Source organism: Sphingomonas ginkgonis, from assembly GCF_003970925.1.
GTDB lineage: Bacteria > Pseudomonadota > Alphaproteobacteria > Sphingomonadales > Sphingomonadaceae > Sphingomicrobium > Sphingomicrobium ginkgonis.
Genome location: NZ_RWJF01000001.1, coordinates 1,690,161 through 1,704,943, shown reverse-complemented (window position 1 = coordinate 1,704,943; position 14,783 = coordinate 1,690,161). Strand labels below are relative to the sequence as shown.

14 protein-coding genes are annotated in these 14,783 nt (G+C 68.2%); 7 read left to right on the top strand and 7 right to left on the bottom strand.

The features are described 5' to 3' along the window. The first annotated feature begins 33 nt into the window (after positions 1-33). From HMF7854_RS08295 to HMF7854_RS08285, 3 genes are all read left to right on the top strand, one after another. Entirely contained in the window at positions 34-510 is a 477-nt protein-coding gene (locus tag HMF7854_RS08295; RefSeq protein ID WP_126718672.1) for a peroxiredoxin, read from the top strand. Between the two features lie 95 nt (positions 511-605). Further along, positions 606-1,151, top strand: a complete 546-nt coding sequence (locus HMF7854_RS08290; RefSeq protein WP_126718671.1) for a hypothetical protein — start codon at positions 606-608, stop codon at positions 1,149-1,151. Positions 1,152-1,225: 74 nt separating this feature from the next. Continuing rightward, the gene (locus HMF7854_RS08285; RefSeq protein WP_185829210.1) at positions 1,226-2,302 is read left to right on the top strand and encodes an SDR family oxidoreductase; all 1,077 of its coding nucleotides are present in this window, start codon (positions 1,226-1,228) and stop codon (positions 2,300-2,302) included. Positions 2,303-2,305: 3 nt separating this feature from the next. On the opposite strand, the gene HMF7854_RS08280 is transcribed toward HMF7854_RS08285, so the two are convergent. After that, the gene (locus tag HMF7854_RS08280) at positions 2,306-4,180 is read right to left on the bottom strand and encodes a M2 family metallopeptidase (RefSeq protein WP_126718669.1); all 1,875 of its coding nucleotides are present in this window, start codon (positions 4,178-4,180) and stop codon (positions 2,306-2,308) included. Positions 4,181-4,266: 86 nt separating this feature from the next. After that, positions 4,267-5,022, bottom strand: a complete 756-nt coding sequence (locus tag HMF7854_RS08275; protein ID WP_126718668.1) for an alpha/beta fold hydrolase — start codon at positions 5,020-5,022, stop codon at positions 4,267-4,269. A 203-nt stretch (positions 5,023-5,225) separates the two neighbouring features. Between HMF7854_RS08275 and HMF7854_RS08270 the strand changes: the two genes are divergently transcribed. Then, on the top strand, positions 5,226-5,900 hold the full coding sequence (locus tag HMF7854_RS08270; RefSeq protein ID WP_126718667.1) for a protein-L-isoaspartate(D-aspartate) O-methyltransferase: 675 nt from the start codon (positions 5,226-5,228) through the stop codon (positions 5,898-5,900). 23 nt (positions 5,901-5,923) lie between these two features. On the opposite strand, the gene HMF7854_RS08265 is transcribed toward HMF7854_RS08270, so the two are convergent. The 3 genes from HMF7854_RS08265 to HMF7854_RS08255 form a co-directional block, all read right to left on the bottom strand. Next, a complete protein-coding gene (locus HMF7854_RS08265; protein WP_126718666.1) occupies positions 5,924-6,961 on the bottom strand; it encodes an LLM class flavin-dependent oxidoreductase in 1,038 nt (345 codons plus the stop codon). 30 nt (positions 6,962-6,991) lie between these two features. After that, entirely contained in the window at positions 6,992-7,393 is a 402-nt protein-coding gene (locus HMF7854_RS08260) for a hypothetical protein (protein WP_239016902.1), read from the bottom strand. 100 nt (positions 7,394-7,493) lie between these two features. Beyond that, positions 7,494-8,645 carry a two-component system sensor histidine kinase NtrB gene (locus tag HMF7854_RS08255; RefSeq protein ID WP_126718664.1) on the bottom strand — a complete coding sequence of 384 codons (1,152 nt, stop codon included), beginning with the start codon at positions 8,643-8,645 and terminating at the stop codon, positions 7,494-7,496. A 266-nt stretch (positions 8,646-8,911) separates the two neighbouring features. On the opposite strand from HMF7854_RS08255, the gene HMF7854_RS08250 reads away from it, so the two are divergent. Continuing rightward, positions 8,912-9,580: a DUF6975 family protein gene (locus HMF7854_RS08250; RefSeq protein WP_126718663.1), complete on the top strand. Its 669-nt coding sequence runs from the start codon at positions 8,912-8,914 to the stop codon at positions 9,578-9,580. Positions 9,581-9,618: 38 nt separating this feature from the next. Then, positions 9,619-10,461: an AAA family ATPase gene (locus HMF7854_RS08245; protein ID WP_126718662.1), complete on the top strand. Its 843-nt coding sequence runs from the start codon at positions 9,619-9,621 to the stop codon at positions 10,459-10,461. Between the two features lie 6 nt (positions 10,462-10,467). Here HMF7854_RS08245 and HMF7854_RS08240 read toward each other — a convergent pair whose 3' ends face one another. Next, positions 10,468-11,865, bottom strand: a complete 1,398-nt coding sequence (locus tag HMF7854_RS08240; protein WP_126718661.1) for a methyl-accepting chemotaxis protein — start codon at positions 11,863-11,865, stop codon at positions 10,468-10,470. Positions 11,866-11,956: 91 nt separating this feature from the next. On the opposite strand from HMF7854_RS08240, the gene HMF7854_RS08235 reads away from it, so the two are divergent. Then, positions 11,957-13,132, top strand: a complete 1,176-nt coding sequence (locus HMF7854_RS08235; protein WP_126718660.1) for a vWA domain-containing protein — start codon at positions 11,957-11,959, stop codon at positions 13,130-13,132. A gap of 4 nt (positions 13,133-13,136) precedes the next feature. Here the strand turns inward: HMF7854_RS08235 and HMF7854_RS08230 are convergent, their stop codons facing one another. After that, positions 13,137-14,783 (bottom strand): DEAD/DEAH box helicase, encoded by a 1,647-nt coding sequence (locus tag HMF7854_RS08230; RefSeq protein ID WP_126718659.1) that lies wholly within the window; start codon positions 14,781-14,783, stop codon positions 13,137-13,139.

The following is a 14,783-nucleotide window of genomic DNA, read 5'->3' as shown; positions in this document are numbered from 1 at the left end:
GTCGCGCCCACCCCATTTCAGCGGAGAGACAAAATGATTAAGGTCGGCGACAGGATCCCTGACGTGAAGCTCACCCTCGCCACAGCCGACGGCCCGCAGCCGACGACCAGCGGCGACTATTTCGCGGGCAAGAAGGTGGCGCTGTTCGCGGTCCCGGGGGCGTTCACCCCGACCTGCTCCGCGCGTCACCTGCCGAGCTTCGTCGAGAAGGCCGACGAAATGAAGGCCAAGGGCGTCGACGAGATCGCCTGCACCAGCGTCAACGACGCCTTCGTCATGGGCGCCTGGAACCAGGCCCAGGGCAGCGGCGACATCACCATGCTTGCCGACGGCAACGGCGAGTTCGCCCAGGCGCTTGGGCTCACCATGGACGGGTCGGGCTTCGGCATGGGAACGCGCAGCCAGCGCTACTCCATGCTCGTCAACGACGGCATGGTCGAGCAGCTCAACGTCGAGAAGCCGGGCGAATATTCCGCGTCTAGCGGGGAGACGCTGCTCGGCCAGCTCTGAGCCGTTTCACCCGTTCCCTTACACCCGCCGCCACCGACAGTTGAACGGTTGCGGCGGGTGGGCGTTGTGACTGCAAAACTCATGGGAGAATTGCAGTGGCCACCACGCGTAAATCCAACGGCGGCTCGCGCCGCACCACCGGAACCACCATCACCGCTCGCGGCAAGAACCGCAACAGCTCGACCGGCGGCAGCCGCTCGACCAGCACCAGCCGCGCCAAGAGCAGCACCGCCAAGTCGCGCTCGGGCGCCTCGGCGCGCGAGCAGGCGGGCGGCTATGCCGGCGGCTTCATCGAGGCGATCAAGTCGCGTCCGCTGACGACCGCGGCGATCGCCGGCGTCGCCGCCAGTGCCGGTGCCTTCCTCTTCGCCAAGCGCGCCGCCGTCGGTGAGCAGGTCTCCAACCTCACCGACAAGGTGAGCGAGGTTTCGGGCAAGCTCGTGGGCAGCGATGACTCGGCCGACCAGTCGCCGTTGACCGGCATGGACTCGGCAAGCGAGGCCAAGTCCCAGCGGATGAGCTCAGGCCGTCGCAGCAGGAAGAGCCAGACGGACATCGCCAACGAGGCGCTTTCGCTCAAGCAGAGCGGCGACAGCAGCACCGTCCCGGACCAGAGCCAGGTCGGAGCCATCGCCTATTGATCGTCAAGCACAGGAAGGGGCGCTGCGGCGCCCCTTCTCACATCCGGACCAGATCGCCCCCAACGGAGACCCTCTTGCCCAATCCGCTCAAAGCCCTCGCCGACCAGACCATCATCATCACCGGCGCCTCGTCCGGGATCGGGCTTGCGACCGCCCGTCGCGCGGCGGCTGCCGGCGCCCGCGTCGTCCTTGCCGCCCGCAATGCCGAGGCGCTTGACGAGGCCGTGGTCGGGATTCGCAACAAGGGCGGTCAGGCGATCAGCATCGCCGTCGACGTGGCCGATGCGGGAGCGGCCGATCGCATCGCCGAGCGCGCGATCGAGGAGTTCGGCGGGTTCGACACCTGGGTCAACAACGCCGCCACGGCGCTCTACGCCAAGCTCGAGGATGTCAGCCCGGAGGAGCACCGGCGAGTGTTTGACGTGGGCTATTTCGGGCTCGTCCAGGGCAGCATGGCCGCGGTTCGCCATCTCAAGGGCAAGGGCGGTGCGCTGATCAACGTCGGTTCGGTGCTCAGCAACCGCGCGATCCCGCTGCAGGCTCCTTATGCCGCGATGAAGGCGGCAGTCATGCAGTTCACCGATGCACTGCGGATGGAACTCGAGAAGGACGACGCCGACATCAGCGTGACCCTGATCAAGCCCGCCGCGATCGACACCCCCTATCCCGAGCACGCGCGCAACAAGCTCGACCGCCCGGCCCGGCTACCCCAGCCCATCTACGACGTGGAGCTGGCCGCGAAGGCGATCTGCTTCGCGGCCGCCCACAAGCGCCGGACCCTGTATGTGGGTGGAGGCGGTCTCGGCATCGCCCTGCTTGCCCCGGCGGTGCCGCGGCTGGCGGACAAGGGCATGGAACTCGTCGGCGGCGAACCGCTGCAGACGACCACGGTGCCGCCCGGCCCCGGGGCGGCGGACAACCTCTTCGAGCCCCGCGCCGACGGTCGGACCGAGAGCAACCAGTTGCCCTTCACCCGCCAGACCTCGCTCTACCTCGAGGCCCAGCTGCATCCCGTCGCCACGGCGGCGATCGTGGGCGGACTGGCGGCGCTGGCCGGCGGGGCGTTCATGCTCGCTACGCGCCGCGAGCAACGCGACATCGGCACGGAGGAAGCCGAACGGCGCATCCGCGCCGCCGGCTCCACCAGCTGACGCTCAGCTCCAGCCGCAGCTCTTCCCCGCGTTCTGCTTCTCCAGCCATTGCTGGAGCGGCGCGAAATATTCGAGCATCGGCCGGCCCGACATCTCGCGGCTGCCGGTGAACGCCTGCAGCGCGTCCGGCCAGGGCTTGGACGCGCCCATCGCCAGCATTGCGTTCAGCCGCTGGCCGACTTCCTTGTTGCCGTAGAAGCTGCAGCGATGAAGCGGGCCCTTCCACCCGCTCATGTCGCAGGCCGCCTTGTAGAACTGGAACTGGAGAATGCGGGCGAGGAAGTAGCGCGCGTAAGGCGTGTTCGCCGGGATGTGGAACTTGGCGCCCGGGTCGAAGTCGGCTTCGCTGCGCTCGGCGGGCGGGGTAATCCCCTGGTACTGGCGGCGCAGATCCGTCCAGCCCTTCTCGTAGCCCGAGGACGGGATGGAGCCGTCGAACACGCCCCAGCGCCATTTGTCGACCATCAGCCCGAACGGCAGGAAGGCGACCTTGTCCATCGCCTGCCGGAGCAGCAGCCCGATGTCCTTGTCCGCACTCGGCACCCGCGAGCGGTCGAGCAGCCCGATCTGCACCAGATACTCCGGCGTGACCGACAGCGCGATGAAGTCGCCGATGGCTTCGTGAAAGCCATCATTGGCGCCATTGAGATAGAGATAGGGCTGCTGGTTGTAGGCGCGCTGGTAGAAATTATGCCCGAGCTCGTGATGGATGGTCACGAAGTCGTCGGCGTTGACCTTGGTGCACATCTTGATGCGCAGGTCGTCCTTGTTGTTCACGTCCCAGGCCGAGGCATGGCAGATCACCTCGCGGTCGCGCGGCCGGACGATCTGGCTGTTCGTCCAGAAGGTCGCGGGAAGCGCGGGGAAACCGAGAGAGGTGTAGAAGCGCTCGCCGGTGCGGACCATCTGCTCGGGCGTGTACTTCTTCTTCGCGAGCAGGTCGGTGAGGTCGTAGCCGATGTCGCCCGCCCCCTTGGGCGCGACCACGTCGTAGATGTTGCCCCATTCCTGCGCCCACATGTTGCCGAGCAGGTCGGCGCGGATCGGGCCGCTTGCGGGCTGCACGGCGGGGCCATATTTCTGGCTGAGCTTGGCCCGCGTGTAGCAGTGCAGCTGGTCGTAGAGCGGCTTCACCTCGCTCCACAGCCGGTCGTACATCGCCGAGAACTGCTCGGGGGTCATGTCATACTGCGACCGCCACATTGCCCCGGTGTCGGCATAGCCGAGCTCCTTGGCGCCCTGGTTCGCGATACCGACCATCTTGATATAGTCGGCGCGCATCGGCCGACCGACATTCTGGTGCCAGCTGGTCCACAGCTCCTTCGTCCGTGCGGGATCGCGCAGCGTACCCATCTTCTCCTCGGCGACGTCGCCCGTCACCGGCTTGCCGTCGAGGCTCGCCCGTCCCTTGCCGTAGGTGGACTGGAGGCGGGTGGTGATGTCGTTGAGCTCCGCCGCCGAGCCCGGGGTCGAGGGCGCCGCGAGCACCAGTGCCCCGCGCAGGATGTTCAGCTTGCGCGCCGTGTCCGGATCAAGCCCAGGCGCCCGTGCATAGCGCGCCGCCTCCTTCGCATATTGCACGCCCTTCTCGGTCCCGATCGTCCCGAAGTAGGCGGCGATCGCGTCGGTATCGTCGGTGATGTAGGTCGCGTTCACCCACGAGGCCCGGGCAGAGATCACCCCGAGATCGAACAGCTCCTTCTCGACTCCGGCAACGAAGGCGCGGGCCTGCTCGGCCGTCGGAACAGTCTCGGGTGTCGCGGCGCCGAGCGCGGCGCCGTCCGGCTGCGCCGCGGCCATTGCGGCAGGAGGAGCGGACGTGGTCGCACAGCCGGCGAGCGCCAGCGCGACGAGGGAGACAGCGGCAAGAGACTTCATCGGGCCCCACATGACAGAATGGAAAGGTTGAGCGTTGCCGCTGGCACCTACCCGGTCAAGCGCTCCCGCGCGCTTTTCGACGAACGTCAGCCCGCGAGGAACTGAGCGATAGCATGACCAAGCTCGGGCTTGGTCACGCTGCTCATGTGGGTCCCCGGCACCGGCACGTAGATCGCGTTCGGCAGCCGCTGACTGAGCTCCAGCGCCGAGCCATTGTCATGATCCTCGGTCCCGCAGACCACCAGCGTCGGCATGGTGAAGGCCTCGAGCCAGTCCATCCGGGCATCCTCGAACCCGTCGAGCAGCAGGCGGGCGGCAACGCGGTCGATCTTCTGGCTCTTCATGAACTGGACCGTCAGCCAGTGCGGGTCGCCACGGTCGAACGCGTCGAAGCCGTCGATCGCGTCGAGGAAGAAGCGCTTGCGCAGCACCCAGCGCTGCAGACCCTCGATCCCCATCCCGCCGAGCACCGCACGCCGAGGCTGGGCGCCTTCGCCGACTGCCTGGACCGTTGTCCGGCCGCCCAGCGAGAAGCCACCGAGGTCATAGTCAGCGAGACTCAGCCCGGCGACCAGCTCCCTGAGGTCGCGCGCCAGGATGCCCGGCGGGTAGCAGGCCGGGTCGTGCGGCTTGCCCGATGCCCCATGGGCGCGGAGGTCCGGCATGATCACGCGGAATCCCGCCGCCTCGAGCCGAGCGGCATGGCCGAACTTTACCCAGTTGAGCTGCGCGTCCGAGAAGAGCCCGTGCAGCAGGATGACCGCTCGTCCCGCGCCGACCTCATGATAGGCCAGCTCGACTCCGTCCGACGCCGTCCAACGCTGGAGACTGGTGGCAGTCATGGCCGCCACTCCAGAGCAGGGCAGCACGAGGCATTCGGATCGATCAGCGTAATCATGCTTCTCCGCTTGTCAGGCCGGCTGCCGGGATGCAACCGCAGGGGGGCGCCGAACCGCGGAGCGCGTGGGCGCAGGCCCGGTCTTCGGCGGCTCGCTGGGGAACGTCCCTCGCCTCACGGCCGTTCGCCCATCGAAAGGCCCGTCCCATGAAACCGATGACCGAGCAGCACCTGGCGATCCTTCGCCGGCACATGGTCGAGCTCGTCGACATGCATTACGATCTCGCCAGCGATGACATCGGGCGGGAGCACCTCCCGACCGGCCTCCACCGGGCGATGATGGACGTGCCGCGCCACCTCTTCGTGCCCTCCCAGTTGATGGCGGTGGCCTACCAGGACTCGCCGCTCCCGATCGGCTTCGACAAGACGCTCTCGCAGCCTTTCATCGGCGCGCTGATGATCGACCTGCTGGAACTCCAACCCGAACAGCGGGTGCTCGAGATCGGCACGGGCCTCGGCTACCAGGCCGCCGTGATGGCCGAGATGGGCGCCCGTGTGTGGAGCGTCGAGGTGGTGGAGGAGTTCGCCGAGGCCGCGCAGGCGCGCTTCGCCGCGCTCGGGCTCGGCGTCGAGGTGCGGGTCGGCGACGGCACCCGCGGCTGGGAGGCGAACGCCCCGTTCGACGCGATCCTGGTCACTGCTGCCGCCAGCGAAGTCCCGCCCGCGCTGCTGGACCAGCTGAAAGCCGGCGGCCGGCTCGTCATCCCGCTCGGCGACAAGGAGGCCCAGCAGCTCAGCCTGGTGACCAAGGACGAGGCGGGAGAGATATCGACCGACCCGCTCATGGCCGTTCGCTTCACCAAGCTCGAAGTCGGGGTCTGACGGACCCCCCGGACGATCGGGTCTCAGGAGACCGTCGCCAGTTCCTCATCGGCAGGGGCTGCCGTGGTCGCCGGCGCGCCGCCCTCCCCCGCAACCGCCATCAACAGCTCGTAGCTCCGCTTGCGCGCGTCGAAGTCGAAGATCTGGCTCGTCACCATCAACTCGTCCGCACCCGTTCGGGCGGCGAAGGCGTCCAGCGCTGCCTTAGCGGTGTCGGGAGCGCCGATCGCCGCCTGGGACAGGAACTGGTCGATCATCAGCCGCGCTTCCATCGGCAGCATGTCGGCATAACCCTCCACCGGCGGCGGGAGCTGCCGGGGCTGACCGGTGCGCAGCGCAACCACGGCCTGCTGGATCGACGTGGCCAGAAGCCGCGCCTCTTCGTCGCTGTCGGCGACGATCGCGTTGAAACCCATCATCAAATAGGGCTCGGCCAGCCATTCGGACGGCCGGAACGTCTCGCGATAGACCCGAACGGCCTGATCCATCATCTGCGGCGCGAAATGCGAGGCGAAGGCGTAAGGCAGCCCGAGCATGGCCGCGAGCTGCGCCCCATAGGTCGAGGACCCGAGAATCCAGACGGGAACGTTCGCACCCTCGCCGGGGACGGCCCGGACCCGTCCGTTCTCGCCCTTGAAGTATCCAATCAGCTCCAGCACGTCGCGCAGGAACTGGTTCTCGTCGGCAGTGAGATTGCGGCGCATGGCGTATGCCGCGGCCTGGTCTGTCCCCGGCGCACGGCCGAGTCCGAGGTCGATCCGGCCGGGAAACAGCGCGTCGAGGGTCCCGAACTGCTCGGCGATGATCAGCGGCGCGTGGTTGGGCAGCATGATCCCCCCGGCGCCGATGCGGATCCGGCTGGTCCGGGTGCCGACATAGGCTAGCCCGACCGCCGTGGCCGCGCTGGCGATCCCGACCATCGAATGGTGCTCGGCCATCCAGTAGCGATTGTAGCCGAGCGCCTCGGCATGCGCGGCCAGCTCGCCCGAGCGTCGGAGCGCCTCGCCGGCATCGCTCCCTTCGGTGATCGGCGCGAGGTCGAGGACGGAAAGTTTGGGCATGCCGCCGAGATGGGCTCCCGGCCGCCGGGTTCAACCGCCGACGGGTTCGCGATCCACGATCACCGGGAAAGTCCGCCCGGTCTCCTGGTCCAAGCCCTGCGCCGCCCACCAGTCGAGCGCCGCCGCCCCGGCAACGAAAGCGAGCGCCCCGGCGACCGCGCCCTTCTTGGTCGAGCTGCGCAGCGCCAGCAGCAGCGCTCCCGCGTCGACGGTATCGCCGATCACCCGGTTCCAGGCATTGGTGGACACCGCCGGCCCGCGCAGCAACATCGCTCCGGCCAGCAATTCGCGGGCACCGAAGATCCGGGTCGTGGTCTCCGCCGTCTTCGAGCCTTCGAGACCGAGCTTCTTCGCGATCCAGCCCGGCGCCGTCACCTCGAGCGCGCCGAGCCCGATGCTGAAGACCCCGAGTCCGAGGCCGACCTTCTTCATGTCCATACGCTTACCTCCACGTGCGGAGGTGAACGGTCCTTTTCAGGCCGCCGTTCCGACCGCCCGGTTGCGGCCGACCGCGCTTTTCGGCCGGGTCCGCTCAGCAGGCCGGCAGGAGGAGATCGACCTGGCTGCCTTCGCCCGGCCGGCTGGTCAGCCGCATCGCCCCGCCAAGCTGCGCGGCCATCGACGAGACGATGCTGAGCCCGAGGCCGGTGCCCTTGCCTTCGGCCTTGGTGGTGAAGAAGGGCTCCACCGCATGGGCCAGGGTCGCCGCGTCCATCCCGGTGCCCGTATCGACGACGCTCAGGCGGACGAAGGAACCGGGCGCGAGACATGGCTCCTCCTCCGTCTCGACGTTCCGCGCGCGCACGGTCAGCGTTCCGCCGTCCGGCATCGCATCCCGCGCGTTCACCGCCAGGTTGATGATCGCCAGCTCCAGCTCGTTGACGTCGACCATGACCTTGCGGAGATCCGCGTCGACGTCGATCCGGACGATGATCCGGCGGCCCAGCGTGCGCCTGAGCATCCGACCCAGGTCTTCCAGCTGCCCGCGCAGGTCGACGCACCGCTTTTCCAGCGGCTGCGGGCGGGCGAAGGCGAGTAGGCGACCGGTCAGCGAGCTTCCCCGCTCCAGCGCGCGCAATCCGTCCTGAACCAGCTCGCGGGTTTCCTCCTCGCCGGTGTGCCGGTCGATCAGCGTCAGGCAGGCGATCAGCTCGGACAGGAGATTGTTGAAATCGTGCGCCACCCCGCCGGCCAGCGATCCCAGCGCGTCCATCTTGAAGGACTGCCGGCTCGCTTGCTCGGCTTGCCGAAGCGCGGTCACGTCCCGGGCCCGCCCGAACACGCCGACGATCTGCCCCGCATCGTTGCGCACCGGCGTGTAGGTCGCATCGTAGCTCAGCCCCGAGGCGTCCGGCAGGTCCAGCATCGGCGAAGAGCTGAAGGGCTCGCCGCTGGTGAATACCCGTTCGAGGTCGGTCTGGATCGCTTCTCCGGCCGCGCCCGGCATCAGGCTCTTGGGTGCTCGCCCGAGCACCGCGTGCAAGGGCTGTCCCAGCTGCTTCAGCGCGGTGTTGTTCACGTCCGCGTAGACCAGCTGCCCACCCGCGTCCGAACGCACGAAGAACAGGCAATCGGGCGAGCTGTCGAACTGATGGCGCAGCATGTCGCCCGAGGTCAGCCAGACGCCTTCGCCAGATCCCGGCTCGTGCGCAGGCCTCGTGAATCCGCCAGCAATCGCGTTCATGCTGGTCCCCCGTTCGGCTGGAGTTCCGCTCGCCAACGAGAATAGCAGCGAAACCGGAACGGGTGGAGTCACGTATGTGAGTATTGGCCGATTTCAGGGAATTCCAATGTTAACCGAAGCCTAGCCTGCAGCGGCGTTCCAGCGTGGGACGGTTGGTAATTTCTCCGAACAGGAGGTTACCGAGCCATCAACGACCTCTTTACGCGAGTTGGATTAGCCGCAGCCGAGGAAGGTCGGATGGGCGACCATCGAGGGGAGACGAGGGAATGGCGGTCAACGGGGTGGCGGGCAGGAAGGCCGGACAGTCGGCGCTCTCGCACACTGCGCGGATCGTCGCCGACGGGATCGCGGCGCACCCGCACGTCGAGGCGCTCCGTCTCGGCTCGGGGGCCGGCCATGCCCAAGCCCTGACCGACCTGGTTCACCTTCTCAGCAAGCTCTACGGCCAGTACCCCGGACTGGTCGATCTGGCCCTGGCGAGCGCCACCGGGCCGACTCGTGCGTGGCTCGAACGCGCCGCGCGCGGGTTCGAGCAGGAGCGGATGTTCGTCGTCCGCCTGACCGCGGCCGTCGGCCCCATTCCCAGCACGCCCGGTGCGGCGCACACCGAGTCGGCGGTTGCCGGGCAGCGCCATGCACTGGAGACTCTCGCCCGCTCGGAACGCCGGGGCTGCGCGCTCGGCGCTGCGGTCGCGTTGCTGTGCGACTGGCGGACCGTCCGCCCGCTACTCGACCGTGCGGCAGAACGGATCGGGACGGCGAGTCCCGTCGCCGAGCTTCCGGACGACAACAGCATCGATGGCGCGGTCGGGCTTCTCGCGGACGAGGTCGCGGCGCAGCGCGCGGTCGGCTTCGGTTCGGAGCAGCTCCTGCTGCAGCACCGCTCGCTGTTCGACCTGCTTGAAGCCCGCGCCGAGGCCCGTCAGGCCATCTAGCCCGTTGAGGCGGGCCCAAGGCCTGCTACAGCGGGGCGATGCGCTTCGAAGGCACCCACAACTATGTCGCCACGGACGACCTCAAGGTCGCCGTCAACGCCGCCGTCAAGCTGCGCCGCCCCCTCCTCGTCAAAGGCGAGCCGGGAACGGGCAAGACGGTCCTCGCCCACGAGATCGCCGGCGCGCTCGAAGCGCCGCTGATCGAGTGGCACGTCAAGTCGACCACCCGCGCAGCACAGGGCCTCTACGAATATGACGCGGTGGCGCGCCTTCGCGACAGCCAGCTCGGCGACCCGCGCGTCCACGACATCGCCAACTACATCCGCCGTGGAAAGCTGTGGGAGGCCTTCACCGCGCCGACCCTCCCCGTCCTGCTGATCGACGAGATCGACAAGGCCGACATCGAGTTCCCCAACGACCTGCTGCAGGAACTCGATCGAATGGAGTTCCACGTCTACGAGACCGGCCAGACCGTGAAGGCGGCCGAGCGGCCGGTGGTGGTGATCACGTCGAACAACGAGAAGGAACTGCCGGACGCCTTCCTGCGCCGCTGCTTCTTCCACTACATCCGCTTTCCCGACCGCGCGACGATGGAGCGGATCGTCGCGGTGCATTTCCCCGACATCCAGAAGATCCTGCTCAGCCGCGCCCTCGACCTCTTCTTCGAGGTCCGCGACGTGCCCGGGCTCAAGAAGAAGCCATCGACCAGCGAGCTGCTCGACTGGCTCAAGTTGCTGCTTCACGAGGACATGCCGCTGGAAGTGCTTCAGGATCGCGACCCGACCAAGGCCATCCCGCCGCTGCACGGCGCGCTGCTCAAGAACGAGCAGGACGTCATGCTGTTCGAGCGGCTCGCCTTCATGTCGCGCCGCAAGGGCTAGCGCGACTCAGTCGTCGCGGTAGGCGATCTCGTAATTGCCCCAGCGACGACCCTTGATGAACAGCGGGACGAAGATGTTCTTCACCGCCACGGCCGTGTCCCCCAGCTCCATCCGATAGGTAGCGAGCATCGCGGGCTTCTCGCTCTGGATGGCGAGCCGGGTCTGCTCGTCCATCAGGATCCGGCGGTTACGGCAATTGGCCTCGTTCCACACCGGGTCCGCTCCCTGCGGCAGCGAGCGGGCGCTGAGATGGGTCGGCAGATAGCCGTTCACGTCGGTGATCGCCGATCCGATGATCTTGTTCGAGCGCGCCTTGTAGTGGTCGAGAATCGGCCGGATATGGCTGTCGGCGAACGTGCAGAAGCCGGTGTCATACTGCTGCGGGTTGGAACCCGGCACCGGGACATAGTTGCGGTCGAACACCTGCTCGAGGCTGACCTCTCCCTGCTCGATCCCGCGCTCGACCACCGACGCGACCTCGCGCATCGCCTCCTGGCACATCAGGATCATCGGCGTATCGTCGATCTCGCAACCGGAGTTCGCCAGCGTGTCGAGCATCGAGTTGCTGATCAGCTCGAGGTGCGCGAGCCGCTTGCGGGCATCGACCAGCGAGCCGCCGTTCTGGCGGGCGTCGGCGGCGAACTCGGTCAGCCCCGCCTTCACCCGGTCGACGCTGGTCTGGATCATGCTGGTCGAGTGGGCGATCCCCTCGGTCTGGCGATCGACCATGCCGACGATCTCGGTCACTTCGCGGACCGTGTCGTTGATCTGCCCGAACCCGAGCTGCGCCGCCCGGCTGCGCTCGACCCCCGTCTTGATCTCGCTGGTGACCGCCCCGGCCTCGCGGGTCAGCTCGCCGATGGTGAGCGCGATCTGGCTGGTCGCCGAGCGCGTGTCGTGGGCGAGCTTCTTCACCTCGGCGGCGACGACGGCGAAGCTGCGTCCGGCGTCGCCGGCGCGGGCCGCCTCGATCGTGGCGTTGAGCGCGAGCATGTTGGTCTTGCGCGCGATCGTCTCGATGGTCGAGCTGACGGTCTGGACCTGGTTCATCGCGGTGGCGAAGCCCGCCATTCGCTCGCCCAGGCGGACGATCAGCTCGGTCAGCCCCTTGAACCCGCCGATCGTGTCCTCGATTGCGCTGCGCCCCGCCTCCAGCTTGGCCTTGGCCTGCTCGGACAGGAGCCGCGCCTCGTCGGTGGAGTCGGACACCCGCGCCTGGTCCGCCAGCAACCGCGTGGTGACCTCCTCGAGCGTGTCGAGCGTGCGCAGGTTCTCGCTGATCCGGGTCGAGACGTCCTGCACATAGCCGGCCACGTCGCTGCACTCGATCGCCAGCGAGCCGCAATCGCGGGCCACGGCCCGGATCGCATTTTCGGTCACCTGTTCGATGCCAGCAGTGGCCATGGTTCGCTTTTCACTCCAACGACATTCGCGGGCGGTTCTGGCAGCAAGCTCCTACTCTTTCGTTAACCAGAGCGGCGGGCTAGGCAGCCTCATGTTCATCTCCTTCGTCGAGGCGCTCCGGCGCGGCGGCCTCTCGGCCAGCCTCAAGGAGCATCTTCTCCTTCTAGAGGCTCTCGACGCCGGCGTGGTCGCAGCCGACCCTGAAAGCTTCTACTATCTCGCCCGCGCGACCTTCGTTCACGACGAAACCCAGCTCGACCGCTTCGACCGGGTCTTTGCCGAGGTTTTCAGGGGCCTCCTTCAGCCGGCGGAGCCCGGCGCCGAGATCCCCGAGGAATGGCTGCGGCTGGTCGCTGAAAAATATCTCACCCCCGAGCAGATGGAGGAGATCAAGGCTCTCGGCTCGTGGGACGAGGTCATGGAGACGCTGAAGAAGCGGCTGGAAGAGCAGAAGGAGCGGCATGAGGGCGGCTCCAAGTGGATCGGCACGGGCGGCACCTCGCCCTTCGGCCACGGCGGCTACAATCCGGAAGGCGTGCGCATCGGCGGCCCGGGACGCCATGGCCGCGCGATCAAGGTTTGGGAAAAGCGGGAGTTCAAGGATCTCGACGACACGCGCGAGCTGGGCACCCGCAACATCAAGGTCGCCCTCCGCCGCCTGCGCCGCTTCGCCCGCGAGGGCGCGGCCGACGAGCTGGATCTCGAAGGCACGATCGACGGCACCGCGCGCCAGGGCTGGCTCGACGTCCGCATGCGCCCCGAGCGCCACAATGCGGTGAAGCTGCTGCTATTCCTCGACGTCGGCGGCTCGATGGACCCGCACGTCAAGCTTTGCGAGGAGCTGTTCTCGGCCGCCCGGACCGAGTTCAAGCATCTCGAGCATTTCTACTTCCACAACTGCATCTACGAGGGCGTGTGGAAGGAGAACCGTCGCCGTTGGACCGAGCGCACGCCGGTCCACGACATCCTGCACAAGTTCGGCGCCGACCATAAGCTGGTGATCGTCGGCGATGCCGCGATGAGCCCCTACGAGATCAGCATGCCCGGCGGGTCGGTCGAGCATATGAACGAGGAGGCCGGCGCCGTCTGGCTGCAGCGGCTGACCGACACTTACGCCAGCGTCGCCTGGCTCAACCCGACTCCGGAGGCCTACTGGGGGCACAGCGCCTCCACCGCCATGATCCGCCAGCTGATGGACGACCGCATGTACGGCCTCACGCTGGAGGGGCTGGACTCGGCGATGCGCGAGCTGTCGCGCAAGAAATAGCTCGTCAGCCCCGCCCGTGCGCCGGGCGCCGCTCGCGCGGTCCCGCGTTCTGGTCCATCGGCGGCGCCGGCTCCATCACGATGCCATATTCCTCGCGCGCCTGGCGGGTCCGCCGAAGCGCCTCGAGGAAGGTGCCCGTCGAGCGCTCGTGAACCTGGAAGTAGCTGTCGTTGGCCGCGATCCGGATCGCGCCGACGTCGCCGCGGGTGAGGTGTCCGTAACGGCAGATCACCGGCAGCAGCCAGCGCGGGTCGGCATTGTGCCGCCGCCCGGCGTTGATCCGGAACCAGCGGCTGCCCTCGAAACCCTCGCGCGGCGCAGGCTTGGCCCCGTCCTGTCGCTCGCCTTGCGGAAGGATGTCCTCGGCCGCCGGCAGATCGGTCTTGAGCGCCTGCGCCAGCGCGAGCGCCATGGCTTCGGGAGTCAGCGCCTCCGCCAGCTGGCGGGCGAACTCGCGGTCGTCATCGTCCGCTTCCGGCGGAACTGCCAATGCGGCGAACAGCCGGTCGCGGTCGCGAGCGCGGATATCGTCTGCGCTCGGCGGCTGCAGCCACTCGGCCTGAATCTTCGCCTGGCGGAGCAGTGCGTCGACCTTCCGCCGGGCACGGAACGGGACGAGCAGGACCGCCGTACCCTTGCGCCCTGCGCGGCCGGTACGGCCCGAGCGGTGCTGCAGCGCCTCGACGTCGCGCGGCAGCTCGACATGGATGACGAGGCTGACCGACGGGAGATCGATCCCGCGCGCGGCCACGTCGGTGGCGACGCACACTCGCGCCCGTCCGTCGCGGAGCGCCTGCAGCGCATGGTTGCGCTCCGACTGGCTCATCTCGCCCGACAGCGACACCGCCTTGAACCCGCGCTCGCTCAGCGTGGCGTGGAGCCGCCGCACCGCCTCGCGGGTCGCGCAGAACAGGATTGCGGTCTCGGCTTCGTGGAAGCGGAGGACGTTCACCACCGCATGCTCGAGGTCCGCCGGGGCCACGGTCACCGCCTGGTAGGCGATGTCGGCATGGCCGGCACGTTCCCCCAACGTCTCGATCCGATGCGCGTCGCGGGTGTAGCGCTTGGCCAGCGCGACGATCGGGCGCGGCATGGTCGCCGAGAAGAGCAGGGTCCGGCGGGTTTCCGGAGTCGCGTCGAGGATTTCCTCCAGCTCCTCGCGAAAGCCCATGTCGAGCATCTCGTCCGCCTCGTCGAGCACCGCGACCCGAAGGCTCGACAGGTCCAGCGCACCGCGTTCCAAGTGGTCGCGCAGGCGGCCCGGCGTTCCGACCACGATGTGCGCGCCGGCCTGCAGCGCACGCCGCTCCTTCATCGGGTCCATGCCGCCAACGCAGCTGATCACGCGAGCGCCGGCTTCCTTGTAGAGCCAGTCGAGCTCGGAGCGGACCTGCAGCGCCAGCTCGCGGGTCGGGGCGATCACCAGCGCGAGCGGCGCCTGGACGAACGCCGGCAGCGGCTCGGCGAGCAGGTCCGTCGCCATGGCCAGCCCGAAGGCGACGGTCTTGCCCGAGCCGGTGCGGGCGGAAACGATCAAGTCGCGGCCGGCGGCGGCGGGGTCGGAAGCCGCCTGCTGGACTTCGGTCAGCGCATCGTAGCCGCGCGCGTCGAGCGCCGCGGCGAGCGCGGAGTTAAGCTGTTGGTGGGGCAT